General features: G+C 49.2%; 22 protein-coding genes and 4 pseudogenes. 3 read left to right on the top strand and 23 right to left on the bottom strand.

All coding sequences use genetic code 11. The features are described from left to right. Positions 1–27 precede the first annotated feature (27 nt). Genes ACEVJL_RS15405 through ACEVJL_RS15390 form a run of 4 tightly spaced genes read right to left on the bottom strand, consistent with a single transcriptional unit; the run spans position 28 to position 2667 of the window. The gene (locus ACEVJL_RS15405) at positions 28–600 is read right to left on the bottom strand and encodes a hypothetical protein (protein WP_374738339.1); all 573 of its coding nucleotides are present in this window, start codon (positions 598–600) and stop codon (positions 28–30) included. A gap of 43 nt (positions 601–643) precedes the next feature. Then, positions 644–1249, bottom strand: coding sequence for a hypothetical protein (locus ACEVJL_RS15400; protein ID WP_374738338.1), 606 nt, complete (start codon positions 1247–1249; stop codon positions 644–646). Between the two features lie 59 nt (positions 1250–1308). Then, complete coding sequence (locus tag ACEVJL_RS15395) at positions 1309–2109, bottom strand: stalk domain-containing protein (RefSeq protein WP_374738337.1); 801 nt, start codon at positions 2107–2109, stop codon at positions 1309–1311. Between the two features lie 57 nt (positions 2110–2166). Further along, entirely contained in the window at positions 2167–2667 is a 501-nt protein-coding gene (locus tag ACEVJL_RS15390; RefSeq protein WP_374738336.1) for a hypothetical protein, read from the bottom strand. A 446-nt stretch (positions 2668–3113) separates the two neighbouring features. Here ACEVJL_RS15390 and ACEVJL_RS15385 point away from each other — a divergent pair, with 446 nt between their 5' ends. The 3 genes from ACEVJL_RS15385 to ACEVJL_RS15375 all read left to right on the top strand — a co-directional run bounded on the left by ACEVJL_RS15385 (position 3114) and on the right by ACEVJL_RS15375 (position 5067). Continuing rightward, a complete protein-coding gene (locus ACEVJL_RS15385; RefSeq protein WP_374738335.1) occupies positions 3114–3632 on the top strand; it encodes a sigma-70 family RNA polymerase sigma factor in 519 nt (172 codons plus the stop codon). A gap of 67 nt (positions 3633–3699) precedes the next feature. Beyond that, positions 3700–4647, top strand: coding sequence for a DUF4367 domain-containing protein (locus ACEVJL_RS15380; protein WP_374738334.1), 948 nt, complete (start codon positions 3700–3702; stop codon positions 4645–4647). A 6-nt stretch (positions 4648–4653) separates the two neighbouring features. After that, positions 4654–5067 (top strand): hypothetical protein, encoded by a 414-nt coding sequence (locus ACEVJL_RS15375; RefSeq protein ID WP_374738333.1) that lies wholly within the window; start codon positions 4654–4656, stop codon positions 5065–5067. 204 nt (positions 5068–5271) lie between these two features. Here the strand turns inward: ACEVJL_RS15375 and ACEVJL_RS15370 are convergent, their stop codons facing one another. From ACEVJL_RS15370 to ACEVJL_RS15280, 19 genes and pseudogenes are all read right to left on the bottom strand, one after another. After that, positions 5272–6684, bottom strand: a complete 1413-nt coding sequence (locus ACEVJL_RS15370; RefSeq protein ID WP_374738332.1) for a relaxase/mobilization nuclease domain-containing protein — start codon at positions 6682–6684, stop codon at positions 5272–5274. Positions 6685–6768: 84 nt separating this feature from the next. Continuing rightward, complete coding sequence (locus ACEVJL_RS15365) at positions 6769–8508, bottom strand: UvrD-helicase domain-containing protein (RefSeq protein ID WP_374738331.1); 1740 nt, start codon at positions 8506–8508, stop codon at positions 6769–6771. Beyond that, positions 8501–10675: an ATP-dependent nuclease gene (locus ACEVJL_RS15360; RefSeq protein ID WP_374738330.1), complete on the bottom strand. Its 2175-nt coding sequence runs from the start codon at positions 10673–10675 to the stop codon at positions 8501–8503. The genes ACEVJL_RS15365 and ACEVJL_RS15360 overlap by 8 nt, the downstream gene beginning before the upstream one ends. Positions 10676–10888: 213 nt before the next feature. After that, positions 10889–11179: a CD1845 family protein gene (locus ACEVJL_RS15355; protein WP_374738329.1), complete on the bottom strand. Its 291-nt coding sequence runs from the start codon at positions 11177–11179 to the stop codon at positions 10889–10891. Further along, positions 11176–11484 (bottom strand): hypothetical protein, encoded by a 309-nt coding sequence (locus tag ACEVJL_RS15350; protein WP_374738328.1) that lies wholly within the window; start codon positions 11482–11484, stop codon positions 11176–11178. Before ACEVJL_RS15350 ends, ACEVJL_RS15355 begins: the two co-directional genes overlap by 4 nt. A 151-nt stretch (positions 11485–11635) precedes the next feature. Further along, entirely contained in the window at positions 11636–11980 is a 345-nt protein-coding gene (locus ACEVJL_RS15345; RefSeq protein ID WP_374738327.1) for a plasmid mobilization protein, read from the bottom strand. Between the two features lie 359 nt (positions 11981–12339). Further along, positions 12340–13041 (bottom strand): annotated as a pseudogene (locus ACEVJL_RS15340) (DUF3848 domain-containing protein); the annotation flags it as partial. Between the two features lies 1 nt (position 13042). After that, a pseudogene (locus ACEVJL_RS15335) lies at positions 13043–15346 on the bottom strand (helicase-related protein); the annotation flags it as partial. A 129-nt stretch (positions 15347–15475) separates the two neighbouring features. After that, a complete protein-coding gene (locus ACEVJL_RS15330; protein WP_374738326.1) occupies positions 15476–15802 on the bottom strand; it encodes a TnpV protein in 327 nt (108 codons plus the stop codon). Continuing rightward, positions 15799–17673 (bottom strand): DUF4368 domain-containing protein, encoded by a 1875-nt coding sequence (locus tag ACEVJL_RS15325; RefSeq protein WP_374738325.1) that lies wholly within the window; start codon positions 17671–17673, stop codon positions 15799–15801. The genes ACEVJL_RS15330 and ACEVJL_RS15325 overlap by 4 nt, the downstream gene beginning before the upstream one ends. A 55-nt stretch (positions 17674–17728) precedes the next feature. Then, positions 17729–19147 (bottom strand): annotated as a pseudogene (locus ACEVJL_RS15320) (DNA topoisomerase); the annotation flags it as partial. Next, positions 19128–19346: a hypothetical protein gene (locus ACEVJL_RS15315; RefSeq protein ID WP_374738324.1), complete on the bottom strand. Its 219-nt coding sequence runs from the start codon at positions 19344–19346 to the stop codon at positions 19128–19130. The gene ACEVJL_RS15315 and the pseudogene ACEVJL_RS15320, both read right to left, overlap by 20 nt. Further along, on the bottom strand, positions 19343–20116 hold the full coding sequence (locus ACEVJL_RS15310) for a DUF4366 domain-containing protein (RefSeq protein ID WP_374738323.1): 774 nt from the start codon (positions 20114–20116) through the stop codon (positions 19343–19345). Before ACEVJL_RS15310 ends, ACEVJL_RS15315 begins: the two co-directional genes overlap by 4 nt. Next, entirely contained in the window at positions 20106–20363 is a 258-nt protein-coding gene (locus tag ACEVJL_RS15305) for a DUF4315 family protein (protein WP_002588926.1), read from the bottom strand. The genes ACEVJL_RS15310 and ACEVJL_RS15305 overlap by 11 nt, the downstream gene beginning before the upstream one ends. 30 nt (positions 20364–20393) lie before the next feature. Then, positions 20394–22169, bottom strand: a complete 1776-nt coding sequence (locus ACEVJL_RS15300) for a CD1108 family mobile element protein (RefSeq protein ID WP_374738345.1) — start codon at positions 22167–22169, stop codon at positions 20394–20396. Next, a pseudogene (mobQ, locus tag ACEVJL_RS15295) lies at positions 22126–23184 on the bottom strand (MobQ family relaxase); the annotation flags it as partial. The gene ACEVJL_RS15300 and the pseudogene mobQ, both read right to left, overlap by 44 nt. 191 nt (positions 23185–23375) lie before the next feature. Beyond that, on the bottom strand, positions 23376–23699 hold the full coding sequence (locus tag ACEVJL_RS15290) for a hypothetical protein (protein ID WP_004613237.1): 324 nt from the start codon (positions 23697–23699) through the stop codon (positions 23376–23378). A 317-nt stretch (positions 23700–24016) separates the two neighbouring features. Then, complete coding sequence (locus ACEVJL_RS15285; RefSeq protein WP_374738322.1) at positions 24017–24316, bottom strand: DUF3847 domain-containing protein; 300 nt, start codon at positions 24314–24316, stop codon at positions 24017–24019. Continuing rightward, positions 24309–24650: a DeoR family transcriptional regulator gene (locus ACEVJL_RS15280; protein ID WP_374738321.1), complete on the bottom strand. Its 342-nt coding sequence runs from the start codon at positions 24648–24650 to the stop codon at positions 24309–24311. The genes ACEVJL_RS15285 and ACEVJL_RS15280 overlap by 8 nt, the downstream gene beginning before the upstream one ends. Positions 24651–24713: the final 63 nt, after the last annotated feature.

Here is a 24713-nt window from a genome sequence, read left to right as displayed (position 1 = left end):
TAGGTTAATTCCTTGTTCTTTGTCTGCTTATGTAAATGTGTAGAGAGAAGAGATATCGGCAATTTTCCAATCTCCGTCTACATTGATCAAGCGAACTGTATACGGAGTTATAATTGTTGTAGGATCTTCATTGTATGGATCATCTGTGTATATAAAAGAAGCGCGCTCCTTGACTTCAACAATAGCTGTATTACCTGAAATTTCTGTGTTCTGAAAATAATAATCAAGTGTCAGATTTTTCCGAGTAATACCCTGAACTTGACGAACAAATTTAGTATATTCTGAGAAATCGTGAATATATGAGAGATTATCTTCAATTTCATTCATATCTAATGAAACATTATCGCTAAACTGAAAGAGGGCAGTTTCAAGGTTATCTGCCGTTTTCGATCTTGTGTTATGTTCCAACAATGATACAACCGTCAGAGATACTGTATCATTTTCCTCGTATAGATACATATTCTGAGAAAGATTCTCCAGATAATCTTCCACAATTTGCTTTACAGTTGTTTCATCTGAAGCAGCTGAGTACGATGGGAGTACTAAAGTTGAAGTCATAATGGTAGCAAGCATTAGTGCTACAAATTTTTTTATCTTCATCAAAAATCTCCTCCATATTTGGATAGAAAGCAAACAAGCTATCCTAAGATTGAGTTAAAGTTAGTCCGTTAAAATTACAATATGTTGACAGTAATTCGTTTTTCTCTGGCATTTCCCACACAATTGGCAAAGATTTTCCTTCCTTTAATTGGTCAGCTAAATCATCCATTTCAAATTCTTCTAAAATCGAAAGTTGATTCTGAGGTATAACTTCTGCAAAAGCAATCCAAGAATAATTTTTTTGGTCATCCGTCGATAAGGTAACGAGAACATCATATGTTCGATCGCCCGTATCTACAATTTCGTTCCCTTTAACATCGTACATAGTTAATATAACGGAACAATAATATATAGTCTGGTAATCTGATAGTATTTTTGTTCCGCGTATCACTATTTGAGGAATAGATAGCGACCAACTACTATTTTCTTGCTCCGTCACAGCTTTAAATAATTCTGCATATTCCCCAGTTAGCCCAAATTGATCTGGAGTCGGAGTAGGCAAAGCGGAAAATTCCGTGCTAATTTCTGACTCATCTATGTTTCTATCATCATTTTCTTGGAGTAAGGAGTCGCCATCTACGGAACCTGTACAGGCACTAAGACAGCCAAACAGCATTAGTAAATACACTACAAGCAAAGCTTTCTTCAATTATATCCCCACATTCTATATTTTTAATGGGAAGGTCCTCCCTAAGGAGGACCTTCGTATCAAATATTAAACTGAACTCCTTGAATGGTAATATGCATATCCTTCACAGCGTCATAATATCCAACTGCGACCAACAATTGGGGACTGGTGATTGCTCCAGCCTGCTTATCAATGTGGATCGTTCTTGTTACTGTTTCACCTGCTGGAATGTGTGTATAGATTTTCTCTGCACTCTGATTGTACTGGCGGCCCAAAGTAAACAGCAAAGGATAGTCATTGTGGTTCGTAACCGTAATGCTACAGTACTCCCCATTACCTATACTAAGTGGGACCGAATTCTGATACCCCTCCTGGGAGGTGTACTCTGTTGGAGCAATAGCATAAGAACGTCTTCCTTCAGTTGGTGGCTGAATGGGAGTGACCTCATTAAAAGGAGTAGCGGTACTGCCTGCTGCATAGAGAGGTAGCTCAGTTAATCCACCAGACATACCTTCGGTGAGAGATCCGCCGCTGCCAGCACTACTGCTTCCTTCACCTACAGCCCCATAGCCCAGTTTAACGGTCTGAGTAGTTTGATCCCAAGAAATTTGAGTATCAAGCAAGCGAGAGACATAGGCAAGTGGGAGATATGTAGTACCGCCCCCTGCTTCATCTGTATAGGTAATACTGGACGGAATGGCCCGCCCAGCATCATTTGTTAGTTCCTCTCCTTTAGAAAAAGCCTCTTTGCGGTTTAATGTCAGGTTTACCGTATTGAACGATACGGTTCCAGATGCTGCTAATGCGGCTGTTGCCAATCCAAACACTAAAGAACAGCATAAAATGCCGCTTAAAAACGGTATGACATGTCGTTTACTCATGGTTCTCCTCCTTTTATTGTATTGCCCATCAATATTGCCGGGCAATACAGTGTGATCTTACCCTACATAATCAAACTGACGTGCCGCAAACTGGAAATACATCATATGGTAGTTGTAGGAACTAATGTGAACTTCAATGTGACTGTCCATCTGACTCTTATCGCTATTCTGAATACGATAAGTCTGCTGCTGGCCCTGTGGGAGTCTAAGCCTAGAATCAGCGATTTCTGCTCCATCAAGGTAAAAAATAGGAGTCAAATCACCTCTTCCCTGAGTATTATCAATCCAAACATTTACAGCGTTTCCTTCCCCAAGAACACAGTCCATGGGAAATTCAAACTCATCTTGCCCCTCGTACCAGTCGGCTCTATATAAAACCTTATCGCGGGTCATAAACTCAGAAGGACTACCAGGAAGAATTTCAATTTTATAGTTGCCTACCTCAATAGTATCGAGCACAACGTCAGTGTCAGTGGTAACAGGAGCTGCATTTACTGGAATGCACAAAGAAAGCACCATCGCAGAAGTAAGGATCATAGATAAAATTTTTCTTTTCATAGTAGATATCCTTTCCTATATCTGTTCATTTGAACTGTTTGTCGAAATTGTTGGATTGCAATGATATGTTTCTTTTATGATTGCCCCGAATAGATATAGTATATATTCATAAATTCTGAACATATCTAACTCTGCATTGGACTCACCTTCTTTAAGCATTGATCGTGAGATTCGCTTTATATTTATATATGACAAGTTACATTCAAAACTGACACTAAAATTTTTGAAAATTTGTTTATATAAATTAAAACTATTTGTACTTTGCTAATTTCTATTTGGTTAATATAATCTTATCAAATTGGAGGCCTATTTATAGGCTACATCCAAGACACTTCCAATAAGCTGCGATGCGCTCTTGACTAAAGATTAGGGGGACAGGACAAATATTTCTAAAATTATGATTGTGTGATATACTCAATGAAAAAGAGCAAAGGGGGGAAATCAGGGTGCTCCCAGAACAGGACTCGTTTTTTAATGCTCTTTACAAGAGTATGTTTAACAAATTATTACTGTATGCCCAAGCCGGATTATCAGACAAATCAAAAGCGATGGATGTTGTACAAGATAGTTTCCATGAGGCCATTTTAAAAATTGATTCTCTTATGGTGCATCCAAACCCACACGGCTGGTTGATGCAAACCACCAAGAACAAGATTAAAGAATATAACCGAACTCAATCTGCTTACATAAAACGGTGTCTTTCTTTGGATTCTGAGCCATCATCTGCCCTTGGCCAGGAAGATTCTGAAATGAAAGCCATTGAAAATTCCGAAGGAACGCCGATGCTTGTTCGGATTCGACAGGCGCTCACTCCGGAAGAACTGTTCTTGTTTGAACGGCTTGTATTTGACAAAGCCAGCCATTTAGAGGTTTCTAAAGAACTGGGCATCACAGTGTGGACAAGTCAGAAGCGATTTGAGCGAATCAAGAAGAAGCTACAAAGAGTTTTGGGGTCAGAAAAATGAAATTTAAACTGAAATGTCAGTTTTTAAATGTTACTGTCATATTCTATACGTAAGGGAGGTTCAGGACATGGCGGAACCGGAGAAACGTGAAAAATATGCCTATCTGGACCAGTTAAGCACAGAACGCTTGCAGGAGCTTTTGCGCGCCGATTTGGAGTCGAATTCAACAGAAGACCACAGTGAGGTAATTTTTCACATCCTGGAGGTGATGGAGCAAAGAGAGAAAGAGAATCCTACCGGTCGGCTTGTGGATGTCGATCATGCTTTGGAAGAATTTCAAGCCTTCTACAATACTCCAGAAGGAGAAGGTTGCTCCCTCTATCCAGAGCATTCTGAAAAAAATACAATGTACAGTCAGGCTAGTGCAGATCATTCCGTTCCGGCATCTCAGCATTATCGCCGGCGTCGTGTGTTTCGGGCTTGTATTACGGTAGCTGCCACAATCGCCCTCCTCTTTACAATTTTAGTTGGCGTTCAAGCATTCGGGGTTGATGTATTTGGTACTTTGGCCCGTTGGACAGAAAGCGCATTCAGTTTTGGGCCGATTCAATCCGGGCAGATAGCTGGGGAATCATCGGCTACAAACCAGAAAATGATTGACTCTAGTAATCCACTAGAACTTCCACCTGAGTATCAGGAACTTTGGACTGAGTTGAAGGGGCAAGGCATAGATAGCTTGGTGTTCCCTACATACATTCCAAAAGGATTTCAAGTTGAGGAAAACGATTTGTACTTCCAACCGGAGTTTAATAGGCTTGACTTTTGTGTATGGTATTCAAACGGAAATGAGGACATCATATTTAGTATTCTATATGATGAAGGAGCACGTCGAGTCTATGAGAAAGACAGAGAGGATTTGGAATTGTATGAATCCGGAGAGATCGATTATTATATTTTTTCCAATAATGGAGAAAATGTAGCCGCGTGGTGTACTAATGGTCTGGAGTATTCATTGTCAACAACAATTTCGGTTCTTGAACTAAAAACCATTTTGGATTCTATGTATCAGGAGTGACAAAGGATGAAACGTAAAAAACTAATTGTTATTTTTTTCACATTTATCTGTATGCTTGCAATGGCACTCCCCTCTTTTGCAAGTATGAGAGCCAGCGATCAGATTAGAGATTATTTAGTAGATGTCAAATCGAATAATGGGAAAATTTATATTGATTTTTCCGTTACTGGAACGGGCGGTATGGAGCGAATCGGATGTGAAAGTATTTACATCTATGAGAGCAGCAACGGGCGTTTAGTGGAGAGTTTTGACGAATACGATTCTGGCATGAGTAGGAGCAATACAGTTAGATATACCAATATGATTACGGCAGATTGCACAGCAGGTACACGTTATAAAATTGAGGTCACTATCTTTGCGGAAAACAGTGCAGGACGGGATACTAGGACGCAGACGTTCTATGTAACAGGACAAGCCTAAATATTAATGGAAACGCGAGGTGAACCTTTTCACCCCGCGTTTTCTTTGTATCCTTTTGGGGTAAAACTCATTGTAGCAAGCAATGCCCCTGGATAGCCATTCCGCATCCGGCGCTGCTTGTTGAGGGTATCCCCCAAGCCCCCATGAACGCAGAATTTCATTCTGCGGCTGCGCGTTCTGAGAACGCTTTGGACCACGATCAGCTCACCGCTGCTCGTGGTCTTTTTCTCTTCCCGTATCATGTTCCGCCTCCATGTTTAAGAGCCGATCCACATTGGCCTTTGCCGCCAGCAACTCCCGCATTTCCTCACGGGAGCGCCGGTACTCGGCATAGGTCTTTTTCTTTTCCTCCAGGAGCTTGGCATACTCGGCTTGCAGCTCCTTGACCTTGGGCAACTTCTTGACACCCATATCGTCAAAGGCATTTTTGGCCGCTTGATGGAGCAGGATTTCTTCCTCATGTTCCTCTCGGAATTTCTTGGAGTAACCGGCGTGTCTGTAAGCGACATAGGTGTCGCGAGTCTTGGCATAGTTGACGATATGGGTCCGCAGAATGGCGATCTCCGCCATGCGTTTCTCCGCCGCCTTGATTTTTGCAGATAGCTCATTGTGGTGGGCCGTGGCCGCCGTAGCCTTTTCCTCCAGCACCGCATACTCCAGCAGGTTATGCTCGGTGAGATAGTTCACGGTCTGCGCCATCTGTTTCAGATTAAAAACCTTGGCCCACCGCGCATACCCGGCACCTTTTCCGGCCTGGAGCTTTGCCTGGATGTCAACCAGCAGATTGACCTTCGGCGGATCTGCTTGCTTGACCGGCTTCCGACGGGGTGTATGCTCCTTTTGACCAGCGAGGACAGCCAGCAGGTCCTCCAGGGTGTAGCCATCGCCCAGGCTGTCCAAGCGGGACACTTTACCCCAGCCGGGGAACTTCAAACGGTAGGATTTCCCACGCTTGGATACTTCACAGCCGGATTCCCGGAGCAGCTTCATCAGCTCATCCAGGTCAGCAGGTTTTTGTGCCAGGGCGTTGTCAATGGCAGCACGGAGCAATTCCCGATGGGACGGTTTCGCCTTGTCCCCCAGCCACTGATCGTAGCTTTTCCCGTGTGGCTTTGGGTTCTCGACAATGGACAGCCCGTTCTCAATGCAGATGGTGTCGCTCAATCGACGGACAGCTTTCGTGCTGCCCCAAAAGTTACGAAACTTCCTGCCACAGTCCAGGTTGACTGAACTCCAAATGATATGATTATGGACATGAGCCTTGTCAATGTGGGTACAGACGATGAAGGCGTGTTTTTTCTTCGTAAACCGTTTGGCAAATTCCACGCCCAGCCGGTTGGCTTCCTCCGGGGTGATTTCCCCAGGGCAGAAGGACTGGCGGATATGGTAGGCGATCACATCGTCGGCTCCACGGACCCGTCCGGTGGTGACAATATACTGACGCTTAGCCAGCATGAACTCGGCATCGGCCACACGGCTGTCGCACTCATAACCAGTGATGAGTCTACCGTGGTCGGTCTTTTGCGGGTTGGCCACATAGTCAATAATCGCGCTGATGGCACGGCTCTCGGTCCGGCCCTTGCCAATATGCAGCGGCATGATACGCGTGGTCGCCATTGCTATCAAACCTCCTCTGAAAAAGAATAGCGGCCTGCCGAAGCAGACCGCCGTAGGTATATTTTTTATCATTTAGTCTCAATTTTAGAGCATATCAGCAATTAAGGAGAGTTCATCGGTTGAAGTATATTGGAAACCGTTTCTTGTGGTTCGCCCACTTTCACTAAATAAGTACAAATTCTTTTTAGCTCTAGAGCAAAGAACATAAAGAAGCTTATAGGTTTCATTTTTTCTACACAATTTTTTTATGGGATCCCGAATATAGTCCCAATGCGGTAGGTATCCGTTCAACAGACCAGCTGCTATAACTGAAGTATATTCTTCGCCTTTAACGCCGTGAAGGGTAGAAATTACCACACCATTTTTTTCTCCAAAATACTTACTGATTGAATTAAAATCTGTGGAAAGCGCATACCTATCTACTCTTGAGCGAATTTCATCAAAAAAAGAATTTGTTAATGCTGACAAAGCTGCTTCTTTGCTTATTCTAACATGTAGAATTGCAAAAACCTTTTCAATTGCGGAGCCTAAACAGGTTATGCCATCTGCATCTGTGCCGCGACAACAATTAACAGCGGAAAGGACATCATAGTTTTGTATATTATCAGGCACCATGATTCTGAAGTCATTTCTAACGATTGAAATAAATTCAGTTGCAATTCGCTTTCTTAACGTCACATTTTTTCCGGATGGAAGAAATAGCAATTTCGCTATCAGAAACAAAGGATTCATGGGATCATACTTTATTGGAGAAATATCTGGTGCATCAAATGGAATGTCCGGAAGTATTATACGTAGTTTTCTAGATAGATCGAACAACATACCCCATTGAGGAGCAATAACACAAATTTCCTCAGCCTTTGTTCCATTTTCAAGTTCTTCCTTTATTAAGGCTGCAATTTCAGATGCCAGATCTGTGTAATAAACGGAATCAAAAAAATGTATTTCACCAAGTTCATCCTTATGCTTTGCAACTGAGTGAGCCTCAGTTCTAGAAACTTCGAATCTGCTATATAAATCCACCAATCTCTGAGTAGAACGATAACAGCCTCTTAGTGACATAGAATCAAAATCTGTTTCATAAAGTGTTTCTAGCTCTTGTTTGGTTTTTGCCACTCCACCTAAAGAGTCATAAATAGCTTGATTAGCATCACCCACAAACATCAAAGTTATTGACTTATTTGCTTTATAAATTTTTGACAATATCAAGTATTGAAGTTCATTGGTATCTTGAAATTCATCCACCAAAATACTACTTATGACTGATCCTATATTTGAACTAATAAATGGGTAAGACGACAGCAATTCCTCTGAAAGAAGCAGAATTGTATCAAAATCGATTTCCTTCTTTTCCTCTAATAAGCGTTCGTATTCAGTCCTAATGTTTTCGTATTGAAAAGGATCATCAAAATTTCTAAGGCGTATGCCAAGGCGCTCCGCTATCTCATGTCCATACTTTTTCTTACAATAATCGTCAATGATTTGATAGCCCTTACAAAGCCTTTTTGAATACATGGCATAAGGACGAATGATATAACGCATACAAAACTGATGAATTGTACCTGCCCAAATGCTTGATAGGTCAATATTCATGTCTTCTAAACGGTTGATAATTTCTTCAGCGGCACGATTAGTATATGTAATTGCTATTTTTATCTTTCTTGAATCTGATTTTTGGAGTACCTGGTATGCCAATCGGTGTGTGAGTGTACGAGTTTTACCACTGCCTGGGCAAGCGGTCAACAAAACATTATTTGGAGCTGTACATGCAGCCTGCTGTTCAGGGGAAAGTTCCTTAAGTATTTCATCTACACCTTCAAACACTCAGACCACCTGCCTTAGCTATAAATAAGGAGATCATATCATTCGGGAACTCATCGCAGAACATTTCTATTGTTTCTCTAATTTCTTTTGAGCTTCTTGCTTCTTTAAATGCAGTTTTCAAATCGTCATAGTCTTCTTCCAAATCGTACGCATTAAAAGAGTAGCTTGTCATTTTCCATAATAATTTCTCGGACAAAATGTCTTTTGCAGCAAATGCAATTGCATCGAGAATATACATTGGAATCGTGGCACCAGCATCGATCTTCTCAGCGAGCAATGTTGCGTACCAGCCCTTTTTGATATTCTTTGCCACAGTCATTACCGAGTCATATCTTTCTGCTTCTGTCCCTGATTTAACAGCTAAAACATGTTTCTCTTTTGTAGCAGCATCTTTATATGCACGCTTTATGATCGCACAAACAAAACGTTTGTTATTATCTTCGCTTGCGAAATCGACTTCAAGGGTATGCGGGGCATAGAATGCACTAACATAAGGATTTGCATCAAAGAGCTGGGACAACTTTTTTCTTCGTGAGGCACCTCTATCCATTGCAACCTGGCTTGACTTTTTTGCTCCATCAACTACTACATCCAAATCTGTCACGATGGAGCACTTTCGCTGTAATCGTGATTCGTCAAAAATGCATGCAACATTTTCAAATCCAACACTTCCAATGTTAATCAGACCAATTCCCATCTCATCAAGAGACACTCCAAGGACTTTTTTGACCAACGCTGGGATCAGTATCTCTTCACCGTCCCCTTCAACCAAAATAACCCCTTTAGAAAACAATAAAACACTCCGCTTTGCATCTAAATATCTCGATAGTATTTTCGAAAAAGATATCCCTTTATATTCTAAAATATCTGCTCCAAACTGATCCAATCCATTGGTAGGTTTCATTACAAGCGATGTCTGTTCATCAACTTTTTTCATGACATTGACCTTTTCAATATCTGATACTTCAGAAAGATGAGTTGAATGTGTGGACATCACAACTTGGGTATATGTATGTGTAACTTGGAGATTATTGAATAAGGTTTTCTGAATATGTGTGTGAATATGAGCTTCTGGTTCTTCAATAATCATAATATTGAGAAGTTCGCGATTACGATTAACCTCGAATTCAACCAGCTTCATAGCAATATACAAAATATTAAGATGCCCTAATCCCAACAAGTCTATATCCTTCTGATTGGAAGGAGAAATCGTCAAATACCTAGCAAGTGTAGCAAAATCTTCTTTTAGCCGTGACTCTAACTTGATTTCTGGCGAATAAATTGCGCCAATCATTTCAAGTAATTTTTGGTTTACCTGACTCCCAATATCAGAAACCTGAGGAATATGAGATATTTTTTGGTTTAGTTCGGAAATTTTTCTCTTTATATCATCGATATCAGTTTCTTCAATATTTCCTTCAATAGTGTCAATAATTTGGCGGATGGGGTTTTTCGGTTTTCTAAGTTCTGACTCAACATCGCGAAGAGCATCGATAAATACTGTTGATATATGCTGCCATACGTTCATGATATCGATTTTACTACCAAGAACAGATTGATCGTCATCCTCAGGGTTTACATACTGGCCAGCGCAAATATCTCCAACTATAGATTTATATACATTTTCGTCTGTAAAATCTGCTTGTGAACGTGATGTATAATAAAATTCGTAGTCACTTAATTTTATTTGAGAACGAACTGCCTCAAATGTACCATTTTGAGCAGCTTCGGCCAATTCTGCTCTCTTAGCCCTACAAGGACGAATAAAAAGGGAAACCGTTCCAAACTCTTTATCTGCGCAACGAATATATGATTTTAAGAAATCAATATTTTCCTGTTCTGGAGTTAATTCTGCACAGAATTCATTGCTTTTGTCTTCACTTGAAATTTCATCAAAAAAAGCAGATATTATAATCCAATGGCCTCTCCAATCACCAAGAGCGTATGAAAAGTCGGTTTCTTTGAGGCGTTTCGTATTGTAGTAGTAATTGTCATCAAGAAGAATTCGAATAGCCGTCAACGCATTTGATTTACCCGAATCATTTTCTCCAATTATGGTATTGGCTCCTTTAGCAAATTCAAAACGTGCTGTTTTGAGATTTTTGAAATTAACAATCTGAATATATTTTAGATACATAATATCCCCCTTGTTTGTAACTCGTTCCATATAATAAAACACGCCTTATTATTTAGGCGGCATCAATCCTATTTATTGGTCCGTATTTCCAGTAATATATAGTATAACTCATGTCTCATTATCCTTCAAATTTTTTGCGCGTTGTTTTCCTATTTTGAGTTGCTGTTTTGAAAATGCCGCCCAAGGTAAAAATCCCTCTAGCAAGCAACCTTATCGTGCTGCTAGAGGGATTTCCGGATAGTTTTATCTGTATATCACATTTTGAACTGCAAACTTCAAATCCTGCACCTTGCCCAACAGCCAAAAGGCCAGTTTCGGCAGTCCAAAGGGGCTGATGAGAAATGCGATCACCAGCAGGATAAAGCCATTTTGCGGTGAGTATGTAACAAGTACCGCAACCCCCAGAAAAGCAATCACCATACTGACCAGCCCCAGCACCAAACCAGACACATAAACCAGACCAACACAAATCCAGATAGCCAAGGTGAGCAATACTACCAGCGGCGCAACCAAAATTTTCAGCAGTACCTTCATACCATCACCTCCTTCAATTTCAAGTAATGTTGCCGGATGCGCTCAACCTCTTTTTCTCCCTCTGCATCCAGAACTTCCAAATGTCTCTTTCGCAAGATGAGATACTCGTCGTATGCGGTGGCCGATTCAACCAACTTAGCAAACAGCGATTCTGGTGTTGGGCAGCATACAACATCCGACCAGTCCTGTGCGGCAGCATCCCACAACATGACTGCATAACCATGCTTGGTTTTCACGACTTCTAAAGCTGTATCCGCATTCAAATAATCTTCAAAGATTTTGAACACAATTCTGTCTGTCATCATGATTTGTCAGCTCCTTGACAGGTTCGTTTCTGATATTATTGTACCCACATTCTTCTTATCTTCGCAAGGATGCGGGCAAAAAGAAAAAGCGGAGGGAGGCGCGGCGAAAAGAACGCTGTTCCTCCCTCCGCAGATGGGATATATGCCCCTGTCACAAAAGATTGGAGAGCTGGGTCAGGATTTCCTTCACACCCTCCCATAACTGTTCCTGCCGCTGGGCTATATCCTCCAGGTCAGTGTCGTAGACACGCCCGGTCTCATGCACCCGACGGGTGAGCTGATTTAAGTTGTTGCTGCTCCGGCGCAGCAAGGACACCAGCTCCTTCAGCTCCGGCAGGTCCAGCTGCACCACATAACCGTCCAGGGCCATCTTCCGCAGATAGGCTTCTCGGTTCTTCGTCCCAAGTTGGGACATTTTCTGCTCGATCAGTGCCAGCTCCTCCGGGGAGACCCGGAAATTCACCTGGACCTCCCGTTTGCGCTTCGAGGCGCTCACCGTTCCGGCTCCCGTTTCTTATGGCCCGGAGCTTTGGGGGCTGCCTGTTTCGGTTCCTGCTTCAAATGCTCCCGGACAGAAGGCCGAGGCTGGCGCAGCTCCTTGGAGCGGTCCTCGCTGGCCAGGATGGTGGCATAGGTTCCAGGAAGTCCCTTCATACCGGTAAACGACAGACTGCGAAACGGCAGGAGATTCATCAGCCGATCATGGTCTTTGCTCCCGGCACGATTCAGAAACTCTGGGGAAATGCGGGCCATGTAATGGGTCCCGTGGAGGCTGTTCGGCATATCCGGTGCGCGCAGCTCCCGCAAAATCCGTTCTGCCTCTGCCTGGATGTCCTCTGCCGTCAAGGGCTGGCGGCGCAGATGTTCCTCGCGTACCAGATCAATAAACCCGTTCAAAACAGCGGGGTGGCTGTTCAGGGCATACCCACACCGGACAGTATCGGAGTTGTAGTTGGGGATGGTCTTTGCCCATTCCTTGTTGCGGGGCGAGTAGCGCCCATCCCAGTCCTGGAGCTGGACGGTGTTGGCAAGGACCAGCATGACCCGGTCCATGCCGTAGGTCTCAATCACGCCCTTGGCGGCATCGTGACTGAGATACATCCCGTCGAAGTGTTCCCGCACCACAGCTTCAATGGCCTCCTTGCATTGGAGATTGGCGTTGTTGGAAGCCCGGTACTGCTCCAGCTCCCCATGCTCTTTCGCATAGGCAGCGGAGTGAGGGTAAATGGCGGCTTTCCGCAGCTCCGCCTGGGCCTTGCAAGCATCATCGGCCCGGTTCTCAATGCTGTCCCGGATCACATCCATGTAGCCGGTCTCCAGTTTCTCAAAGTAACGGTACACATCGGCCAGCGGCGTGGGCGAATCCAGCAGCGCCTGGGCCTGGGTGTCGGTCAGCTCCAGTTCCTCCATCGCCATCACGATGTCCTCCCGGACGGTGTATTCGTAGGCGTGGTTCAGGACCTCTGCCGGGGGCTGGCTTTTCAGCCAGTCCCGGTATTTGTCCTGTTCAGCGGCCATTTTCTCATAGAGGGCCGTATTCAGATCGTTGGTGTTCATGTTATCGCACCTCCTCATGCTGTTTCGGTTTCTTTTCGGGGCTGCGGGGCGGCACCGGACGCTTCAAGCTGTCCAGCACCGAGGGCCGTGCGCTCTTGGCGATCACGGACTCCGGCTGAGAGCGGCCCTTGCCGTCCAGATTCAGAAGCGTGTCCAGCTCCACCAGACGGGCGGACTTTACCCGCAGATCATCCTCATAAGAGAAAGGCTTGCCCACTTCCTCCTTGGCGGCGGCCTGCTGCTGGTACAGATTGTCCAGCTGGGCCTTGGTCGCCTCCAGGCGCTGGGACATTTGAGAGAGCGCATTGTCAATGCGGGTCAGGTTGCCGCGTGGGTCTGTGCCGAGGCTTGCCCGGTGGGTCATCTGGCCTTTCAGCAGGAGCGTATATTCCTGTTTCCAGGCCGAAAACTCCACGGACATAGTGAAACCCCGGTAGCTGCCGATCTGCACAGGCTCGGAGCCTTTGACCTCCTTACAGGCGTCCAGCAGGGCTGCACCGGCGTTTTCTTTGTCGGTCAGCACATCGCCCCGGATCTCCATCCCGGCAAAGCCATCCTCCGGGTGAGGATGGGCGGCCAGGGTCTCCAGGTCTGCCTCAAACCCCTGGATAAAGCCCTTGTGCTTTTCGATTTCCTCCGGGAAGTATTTCAGCAGCTGGTCCTCCAGAAGATACTGCTTGCTCTGGTGGTCGGCTTTCATCAGCTTCAGCTTGGAGACCTCCACATCCAGGTCCATGCGCTCCTTGATACGGGGGTCTCCGGCGCACAGGGCCTTGATCTCGGCAAAGGACAATGCCGTTTCGTCCACATCGTCGCAGCTTCTCACCGGCGATTTGGAAGTCATAATCTGGCTGATGAATTTCTGTTTGTTCTCCACAGTCTGCCACAAATAGGCGTCAAAGGTTCCCTCAGTCACATAGCGGTACACATGGACCAGGGGATTTTGGTTGCCCTGGCGCTCGATACGGCCCTTGCGCTGTGCAAGGTCTCCCGGCCGCCACGGGCAGTCCAGGTCATGGAGCGCCACAAGCCGGTCCTGCACATTGGTGCCAGCGCCCATCTTGGCGGTGCTGCCCAGCAAGACGCGCACCTGGCCGGTGCGGACCTTGGCGAACAGCTCCTTTTTCCTCACTTCGGTGTTGGCCTCATGGATAAAGGCGATCTGATCGGCGGGCATCCCCTGGGCGATGAGCTTTTGCCGGATGTCCTCGTAGATGGTAAAGACCGGCTCTGGCTCTTCCAGCGGCACAGCCTGTTCCAGCGCATGGAGCATGGGGTTGTCCAGCGCCTTGGCTGCCTTTTTGGAAGGGGCCGCCTGGGGAGTGGAAATATCGCAGAACACCAGCTGGGTCAGCTTGTCAGCCTCGCCGTCTCGCCAGATCTGCATGATGTTTGCGACACATTGGTTGACCTTGGTGCTGGGTTCGTCCGGCAGTGCCTGATTGATAATGCGCTGATCCAAGCCCAGCTTGCGGCCATCGCTGGTGATCTTGAGCATATTGTCCTGGGAGGGGTCCACCGTGCCGCTGTGTACCAGGGAAGCACGCTCGGATAGCGCCTTCACCATTTCCTGCTGCTGCTCGGTGGGCTGGGCCACGATGTTGTGGTATTCTACCTCCGGGGTGGGCAGATGAAGCTGATCGGCGGTTTTAATGTCCGCCACCTCTTTGAACAGGTTCATCAGCTCCGGGAGATTGAAAAACTTGGAGAAGCGGGTGCGCGCCCGGTAGCCGGTGCCTTCCGGTGCCAGCTCCAGCGCCGTCGTCGTTTCACCAAAGCGCGACGCCCAGCAGTCAAAGTGGGTCATACTCAGTTCCTGCAAGCGGTCATATTGGAGGTATCTTTGCATGGTGTAAAGTTCAGTCATGGAGTTGCTGACCGGGGTGCCGGTGGCAAAGATAACCCCTCGGCTGCCGGTGATCTCGTCCATATAGCGGCACTTCGCGAACATATCGCTGGACTTTTGGGCATCGCTGGTGGAGAGGCCCGCCACATTCCTCATTTTTGTGTAAAGGAACAAATTTTTGTAGTTATGAGCTTCATCGACAAATAACCTGTCCACGCCAAGCTGCTCAAAAGTCACCACATCGTCCTTGCGGCTCTCGGCCTGGAGCTTTTCCAGTCTGGCCTCCAGGGATTTGCGGGTCCGTTCCAGCTGTTTGACCGTGAAACGCTCACCGCCGCTGGCCTGTACCTCGGCAATACCCTCGGTGATCTCGTCGATCTGCTCGTAGAGGAGCCGTTCCTGGCGCTCCCGGCTGATGGGGATTTTTTCAAACTGCGAATGTCCGATGATAGGGGCATTTTTCGGGTGTTTTTCCCGGCTCTTGACTTGGGGAAAATGAGGATTTTCAAATAGAAACCGCTCAGACAGGGAATGGTTCGTTGGGGCGGCTGTTATCGCAAGATTTCTGTTTTTTCCGGTTCTTGACCGTCAAACATAGATTAGCTCAAACTTGGCGATTTCCTCCGCTTGCGCCCTGCAAGCGTTCATCAGTCCCACCCATTTCATGGGGTCGGTAGCTTTGAGTGCTTCGGTAGCTCCCGCGCTCCTTGCAAGCTGCGGCATGATAAGGTCAATCCGGCTCCGGGCGGCTTCGTCAATCTCGGCGCAATGCTCATGCAGCTTCTCTTTTGCGACAAGGGCGGTGTAGAGGTCGGGGCGGTACTGTTCAAGGTAGGCTTTCCGCAACCGCCCGTAATGCCCGATATACGGGCGCGGGGCGGCGGGGGTGTTGCCATTGTCAATGAGTATTCTCATGCTATGCGTTCTCCTTTCTCGGTGGAAGCAGCGGGTAATTCAAGAGCTTCCTGCTGTTCTTTCTCCCGTTCCTGTTGCTCTTTCCATTGTCTGCGCTTCTTCTCCATATAGCGGCGGTTATACTCGGCTTTCTTCGCCCTGCGTCGTTCCTGTTCCGCTAATGCTGCCTTTTCTTCCTCTGTTAGTTCAATTTCTTTGCGCGGGATTTCTACCTTGCCGATAAAGTTAAAGAAAATCTCGACTTCCTGTGTACGGCTTGCGCCTTTGCCCTCGGCTTGATGAACAAGGATTTTTTCAACAAACTCATTTATCATTGCGGGGGTGAGTTCGGAAAAATCCGTATATTTTTTGACAAGGGCAAGAAACTTCTCGGCATTGACGGTTTCCATGCTTATGCGGTCAAGCTCCTGCTGGTCTTGTGTGATACTATCGGTCAAGCCCTCTAACTCGGCTTCAAAATCATGCAACATTTGTTCAAAGAGCTTGTCTGAAAGCCGCCCATTTACATTGTCCTCATAGAGCTTGCGAATTAAGCGGCTCAATTCGTCGGTGCGCTTTTCGCTGCGCTGTTTCCTCTGTCGGATAGCTTTAGCCGCTTTTGCCTGTCTGTCCTCGGAAGCGGAACAGACTTGCGCCATAAACTCGGCTTCGTTGTTCTGTGCATAGTCGCAAACTTCCTTTATCGCTTCAAGCAGTAATTCATTAACAACGGCAGTACGGATAAGGTGTGTGGTGCAATAATCATCAAAGTGTTGATTGCCTAAATCATAACGGGAACAGTTGTATTCGTCGCGGTCTGGACGTTTCTTTCCAGTTGGTCGCCCTGCCCAATCCCGCGCATTGCCAGCCTTGCCCCTGTGGTTATACATCTTCGCCCCGCAATCAGCACAGAACATCAAGCCTGTTAAGGGATTTGCTGTGCCTATGGTATCTGTCCTACGGATTGTCTTTCGCAAGGTCTGAACGCGCTCCCATGTTTCCTTGTCAATAATTGCTTCCTGCGTATTCTCAAAAATGACTAAATCCTCTTTTGGTGTCATTTTGGAGTGTTTGTCCTTGTAGCTCTCCTTATAAGTCCGAAAGTTTACCGTATGCCCGATATATTCCGGCTTGGATAGAATATCTGCAACTGTGCCGCCGCGCCATGTGTATGGCTCGTCGGGGTTGTAACTGGTTTTATGTTTGCCTAAACCGCGCTGTGCAAGGTAGTAGGACGGTCTTTCAACTTTTTCCGAAGCAAGAATACGAGCGATTTCATACGGGCCTTTTCCCTCTATCGCCATGCGGTAAATCCGGCGAACAACCTCGGCGGCTTCATCATCAACAATCCAATGGTTTTTGTCGTTAGGGTCTTTCTTGTACCCATAAATACCAATGGAATTAGTGTGTATGCCAGACATTCCCTTTGCCCGGAGAACGCTTTTGATTTTGCGGCTTGAGTCCCGAACATACCACTCATTCATAATGTTCAAAAAGGGTGCAAACTCGCTGCTTTCGCGCTTGTCGCTGTCAACGCCGTTTGCAATGGCAACGAAGCGAACGCCATGCTCTCTAAACATAACTTCGGTATAAAAACCCACTTGCAGATAATCTCTACCGACGCGGCTCAAATCCTTTACCAGCACATGGGAAACCTCTCCGGCTTCTATGGCTGCAATCATGCGTTTCCAATTAGGGCGGTCAAAGTTTGCGCCAGACCAGCCGTCATCAGTAAAGTGGACCCAATTCGTAAATCCATGATCCTTTGCATAATCTTCAAGCAGCTTCTTTTGATTGATTATACTGTTACTGTCGCCTGTGAGGTCGTCGTCGCGGGAAAGACGCTCGTATAGTGCGGTTATCTTGCCGTTGTCCGTTTTCTTTGCTTTCATTGAAAAACTCTCCTTTCTATGGGCGATTTCTTATCCCCCTTTCACAGCATATAGCTTCGGTGAAGTGCTTGGGCGGGGTGGTCTTGCCCTCCTTGACGGCAGCACCAGAAAGGGGCAGCGTCTGACCTTCGGACAGCTCAGGCAGAGCCTTGTCCTCGGTTTCTTTGTCCTGCTCCACATTCTTCAGCCCTGCGCGATAGGCAGCGTCCAGCGCCCGCCAGCCGTAATTTTTCACTGTGCGGCCCTTGGCAGTAAACTCCGCTCCGGCGCACTCGACAACAACGGCGGTTTCCGCAAAGGTATAGGGCTGGGCCACGGCGCACAGCAGCCGCAGAGCCACCAGCTCCAGCACCGCTTTTTCGCCCACCGGCAGGCCGGACAGGTCCGCGCCCTGGAGGTTGCGGGTAGGGATCACTGCATGATGGTCGGTCACTTTCTTGTCGTTGACAATCTGGGCGGCATTGCAGGCAATCTCCATACCATTGGAAAAGGGCATCGCCCCGGCAGTGAGCTGGACCAGCTCCGGCAGACTCGCCGCCATGTCCGAAGTCAGATAGCGGCTGTCCGTCCGAGGGTAGGTACAGAGCTTCTTTTCATACAAATTTTGCAGGTAGTCCAGGGTTTGCTGGGCGGTGAACCCCAGCAGCCGGTTGGCATCCCGCTGGAGGGTGGTCAGGTCATAGAGGGCGGGCGGCTTCTCGGATTTGTCCTTGCGCTCCACTTTTTTCACTGTGGCAGCCGCACCTTGGCAGGCCGTTTTCAGCTGTTGGGCGGCGGCCTTGTCTGCCATGCGCTCCCCGGAAACGGTGAATCCGGGCAATTCCAGCGTGACCGTGTAGAACGGCACCGGCTTGAAGGTGTCGATCTCGGCTTCTCGCTGGACGATAAGGGCCAGCGTCGGGGACATGACGCGCCCGATGTTGAGGGTCCGGTGGTACAGCACCGAAAACAGCCGGGTGGCATTGATACCCACCAGCCAGTCCGCTTTGGCGCGGCAGAGGGCCGCATCCCGCAGGCCGTCATAGTCCGCACCAGGGCGCAGGTTTGCAAAGCCCTCCCGAATGGCGGAATCCTCCATCGAGGAAATCCAGAGCCGCTTCATGGGCTTCTGACAGCCTGCCAGCTCGTAGACGGCGCGGAAGATCAGCTCCCCCTCGCGTCCGGCGTCGCAGGCGTTTACCACTTCGGTCACATCCGGGGCGTTCATCAGCTGTTTCAGCACATCAAACTGTTTCTCCTTGTCCTTGCTCACCACCATCTGCCAGGGTTCCGGCAGAATGGGCAGATCGTCATAGCGCCACTTGGCGTACTCCGGGTTATAAGCGTCGGCGTCGGCCAGACCAGCCAGATGGCCCACACACCAGCTCACTCGCCAGCCGTCGCCCTCCAGATAGCCGTCCTTGCGGGTGGTGGCCCCGATCACGGCGGCCAGACTTTGAGCAACGGACGGTTTCTCAGCGATCACCAGCTTCATGGTTTTTCATCCTCCTTTCCCGCAGCCATGCGGTCAGCTGCCGGTGGCAGAATCCCACGCAGGGCTGACCGTCACGGTAATTTCCGCAGCCATAACAGGGGTGGCCGGGAGATAAAGAAGGAGGACGGGAAGTTTCCTTCCCGCCCTCCGGCCTGCGTGTCATCATGCGTTCATAGGGGCTGTCGGTGAAGCGGGTCAAACCGTCTTGTCCTCGCTTTCCTCGTCGCTGCCCCCGTCAGCGTCCAGCTCGTCAGATTCCTCGGTCTCCCAGGAGTCCTCGTCCTCCTGGTCGGTATCATCCTCGCCGTAGTCATAATCGTCCAAATTGTCGTTGCCCTTGGTCTTGGGTTTGCTTTTTACCAGCTTAAAGTAGGCAAAAGCGCCGCCGCCACCCATCAGAGCCAGCACCGCCAAAAGAATGGCCGGATTCAGTCCTGCGGGTTTCTGCGCCGGTTCTTCCGGTTCCGGGGTTTCTTCCGGGGTCTCCGGTTCCGGCTCCTTACCCGTGCAGGCGCTCATATTGGTGGCACACACCGGGCAGGCCGTATTCACCGCGCCGGCCACACATTTCTCCGTACAGGTACAGGTGGCGGGCTGCTCCTGGGTGGTCTGACCGTCCTCCATCAGCGCCATCAGGTCCGCCTCGTCCACCTGGTTTAAGAAGTGGACAGCGGTTTCCTTGTCCTCGTTGGCCCGGTCAATGAGGATGTAGAAATAGTTGCCCGCCTTGGTGGTGACGGTGATGAGCTGCTTGTTGCCGCCGAAATCATCCACCAGGGCGGCGTTGCCATCCGGGGTCAGGGCCGGACTGTCCTCGGTTTCCTCCACCACCACATTGGCGTCGTTTGTGGTGTCCTCCGCCGGGGGCTGGTCCGTCCCCTGGGCAAAGGCGGTCACGGAAAGGCCCATCATCAGCACCAAGGCGGCGCAGAGGGCCGAAAAGGTCTTGAAAATTCTCTTATTCTTCATGGTCGGTGTCCTCCTGCTCGTTGTAGTTGGCGGAGGCAGCGGCCATGCCAGGGACCGTACCACCGGAGAGCATGGCGTTCAGTTGCTCCGGGGTCAGCCGCAGGGCGCGCACCATCTGGACGATTTCCAGGTTCTCCGCCTCGGTTTTCTGCGCCTCCAGGGTTTTCAGCTTGTCCTGATACTCCGCAATCTTCTCACGGACCTTGGCAATCTCCTGGTCAATGCGCTGGATTTTGTTCTTAGCCATTTTAATCACTCCTTTTCTCATAAATCGGCCTTACCAGTTCATCAGACCGTAGCCCTTGATGCACTCGTAGGTCAGGGAATAACTCTTGATCTTGCAGGCGTCGCCGGAATTGCCCTCCACGGTGTAGACCCGGCTGCCGTCCGTGCCGACCACAAGGCCCACATGGTCGGCGCTGCCATCCAGGTCCCAGTCAAAGAAGATGGCGTCGCCGGGGGCGATATTGGCGTAATCACGCCCGCCCCATTGTCCGTGAGACTGGAACCACGGAATACCCTGGGACTGGCAGGAGGCAAAGCGCGGCTCGGACAGCCCCATCTGGCCGTAGCACCAGGACACGAAGCAGGCGCACCATTCCACACGGGAATTGAAGCCGTACCAGCTCCAGTAGGGCTGACCACCCACATTGCCCACCTGACTTTTGGCTATGTCCACCACGGCCTGATTGCCGGGGCGGGTGCCGTTGACGAATACCACGCCGGTCAGGTCCTCGGAGTTACTCGTATCCAGGGAGCCGCCGCCGAAGATCAGCGGCTTGTTGCCCAGCGTCTGCCGGTACACCTGGTACATTTCCAGCTGTTCCGGGGTCAGCAGCTCCGAAGCCACGGAAGATATGGGCTTGCTGGTGAGCTTCACATTCAGAATGTAATACTCATACGGGACTTCCTCGGTGGTCGTCTCGCCGGTCACGGGGTCCGTGGAAGTTTCGGTGCGGTATCGTATCTCCACTTCCTCGGTGAGCGTCAGTTCATACTGTGCGTCGAATACACGCTCCAGCTCGGCCTGGGCGCTCTGCCGGGTATAGCCTTGCAGCACGGCGGACAGGTAGGCCGCCAGCTCATGGGGGTCATGCCCGATCATATCCAGGTCGTAGCGGTACTCGTCATACCCCGGATGGCTGCTTTCGATGTTGTCGATCTCGGCTTGCAGCGCCGCTTCCTTGGCAGCGTAGTCCGCCTCCACCGCCACCAGCTCCGGGTCATCCGACGGATAGGTGGTGCCGGACACCACAGAACCGATGCTCTGCGCCATCATGGAGCAGGAGGACATGGTGTTGAGCAGCATACAGACCAGCAGGAAGATCGCGCCCGCAATCAGAAAGCCCTTTTTGTGGCGCATGACGAATGCCCCGGCCTCCTGTGCCTTTTCCTTGACCGTCTTGGCGGCCTTGCCGGTCTTTTGGGCCGCACTTGCGGTATTCCCGGCAGCTTGACCGGCGCGCTTGGCGGCAGCGTATTCCTTTTTGATGGCCTGTTTCTGCTGCCGGCGGGAAATGGGGTTGCTGGCAAACTGGGGATTTTCCCGCAGGGACTTCTGATACAGGGCGTTCACATTGGCCTTTTCCAGTTTCTGCTCGGCCTGGGCCGCCTTGCGGTAGGGCTTCAACTTGTGGCTGCGGTAGCCTTCCCGTGCAAGCCTAACGCCGGTCTCGGCAGCCTCCTCGGACTTGTGGGCGCTCTCCACGCCCACATTGTCCTGTTCGGTCTCCCGGATTTCCTTGTGAACTTTCCCCAGGGCGGCATTGGCGGGGGTATCCCGCACCGCATGGGACAGCTTGGAGGGCGGCTTCTTCTTGTCCTCCAGCACCAGTTTGGTGGTCACTTTACCGGTCTCCGGGTCCACCGTCTTTTGCCGGACCTGCTTTTTGGGAATTTTAGCCTGCGCCTTATCCGCTTTGGCGGCGGCCTTGTCCGCCTTGCGAATGGGCTTCTCCAGCGCCGGGTCAGCCCGTTCCTCGTCTGTAAAGCGCAGGCGCGGTTCCTTAGGCGTCCAAACTCTCCACGGTGGACAGCTCCTTTTCCCGCAGATAGCGGATAGCGTCCATAACCTTGTTGAAGTCGTTCACAGTGCCTTTGAGCTGGCCTTTGCTCGTCCAGCCGGTGCGCTCCTCCCGGCGCAAATCCAGATATTTGCCCAGCAGCTCCGGCAGGGTGGGTTCCTTCGCTTCCTGCAAGGCTTCCAGCAGGACGGCTTTTTTCTCCTTCAGGTCTGCGATCCAGCCTTTCAGGTGGCGCACTATCTGACGGATCGACTGCATGAGCCGGTTGGCGGCGGTAATGTCCCTGTTTAGGTTGCCGATGTTGGTCTGTATCCCTCGTTTCTCCATCTGGCTGACCGCTGGCCCCATGTGGATAGTGGGGATTTTATCAAGCCCCTGTCTGGCATAGGAACGCAAGTCCACACGCTCCGGGCGGTCATTGGCTTCCAGATAGCGGTTCTGGATGACTTCCCATTCATGCCGCCAGATTTCGCAATACTTCTGGTCGTTCCAGTCAACCGTATCCTCCTTGTGGTTTTTCCATCTGCCGGACGGAAGTTTTATCCGTTCCCCGTTTTCGTCAAGGTCATAAACCTTGCGGCTCTTGGGAAGCCATTTCCCATGTTCGTCCATTGCTCTCATAGTCAACAGGACATGGGCGTGGGGATTGTGTCCCGGCGGATGGGGGTCATGGATGGCAAAGTCAGCAATCATGCCTTTTGAAACAAACTGCTGCTGGCAAAACTCCCGGACAAGGACAGCGTACTGGTCGGGCGGTATCTCTCTGGGAATGGTAAGCACCCACCGCCTTGCAAGCTGGGAGTTCCATTGCTTTTCCATCGCTTCGGCGGCGTTCCATAAAGTATTGCGGTCTGCATATTCCTGTGGGGCATTTGCCGGGAGCAGGATTTCATTGTGGACGATACCACGCTTTTCCGGGTAGTGCTTTACTTGCTGGTCGTATTCACAGAACAGCTTTTCGCCGCTCTGGTAAGTAGCGGCGGCAACCGCAGACTGTCGCTGGCTGCGCTGAACAATCGTGATTTCGTTGTGTGGACAGGGCATTTCGTGTCCCTCCTTTCGCTAATTGGTGGATGGGGTAGCGTTTTACCACCTCATTTTGGGCAGAAAAAAAGCAGGATACCTTTTTCAGATTTCCTGCTCGGTGTGCCGCTGTGTGAGCGGCGGGTATTTAGTTGTAAAAGTTCGGGACAAGTTGACCCGATGTAAAGCTAACAAACTGAAATTTGACTTGCCTATTTTCTTAAAATCTCATGTGGAGCTTCTATTTCATTTGCCAAGGTATGCTCTGTTAATTCTGACATCAATTTCAATTTTTTATTAATCAATGGTCGCATACAATTAGGAACATGTTCCTGATGCGCTCTGTGGATTGCTACACATTCCTTACAGTTTCCGTGATAACGACAGGCTTTCAGGCAAGGACAGTGATCTTTGTCTTTATACTCCTTACGAAATTCCGCTGCAAATTCTTCTTGCAGTCTCAGCCCCTCAACACGGTTTCCCTTATGAAATTCTACCATTGCATCCAGTTCTTTCTGGTTCCCTTCAATCTTCATGTTATTATAGCGCCTCCATTTCAACTATTCCTCATTTTCTGATAAATTATGATTTATTGCTGACTTTATTATACTTTATTGCCTATCGAAAAGATAGCATATTTTATGAAACTTGTCGGCTGGGAACAGCTTGCAACGCAAGGTGTCCCCAGATGGCAAGTCCACAAAAGGGTAGCTGGCGGCAGCCAGCGCAGGGGAAGCGTAGCGTCCCCTGTATGATTTGGAGTAGACCATGACTGCGAAAAATCACAGCCCTCCGGCAAGGAGCCTTCGGAGAACGCAATGCACCAACCTCTGGGTGGTGTATAATTGCGCCCTTACTCCGTAAGGGGTTCCTCGGTTACCCGACATTTCACGCTTTCCGCAACAACTTCCTTCATGCCAGTTTGGGAAAATGCCTGTTTCAGAATGTCCATCACATCATCGTCCGTCAGCACTTCCGGCCTTATCAGGAAACTTTCCAGCATAGCCCCTCTGGTACAGAGCCGGTGCGTCCGTTCCTTCCGGGCAAGCTGCTTCATCTGGTGTTCCAGTATCTTTTCTTCGTGCTGCGCCCGCCGCAGTCTGGCTTCGCCTTGGGCAAGCTGCCGGTTGAGTTTTTCCAGCTTTTCATTCATCACGGCAGCCCTCCTTTTTGGGGAGCAGCGTGTAAATGCGGTTCGGCTCTCCCACACCACGGCGCACCCGCAGGATCAGTCCGGCGTCCTCCAATTCTTTCAGGGAACGCTTGACGGTCACGGAGCTTCGTGACAAGGCCGCCGCCAGCTCCACAATGGGGAAGCGGACAAACAATATCCCGTTGGTATCCTCCGCACCTCCCGCAAGGGTGGCGTCCAGCAGGCGGGCATACATGACCTTTGCGGTGCTGCTGATTGGCAGCCACAGCATGGCGGCGGGAAGTGGCATACAGGGCGGCAGAACGGTGTCTGCGGTCATAAATTCAAATTCCATTTAGTCGGTTTTCTCCTTTCGCTTGGCTCGTTTGGACAGGTAATGGGGGCAGTCGATCACGAC

The sequence above is a fragment of the Flintibacter porci genome (assembly GCF_041925195.1).
GTDB classification, from domain to species: domain Bacteria; phylum Bacillota; class Clostridia; order Oscillospirales; family Oscillospiraceae; genus Lawsonibacter; species Lawsonibacter porci.
This window is presented reverse-complemented; position numbering and strand designations above follow the sequence as displayed.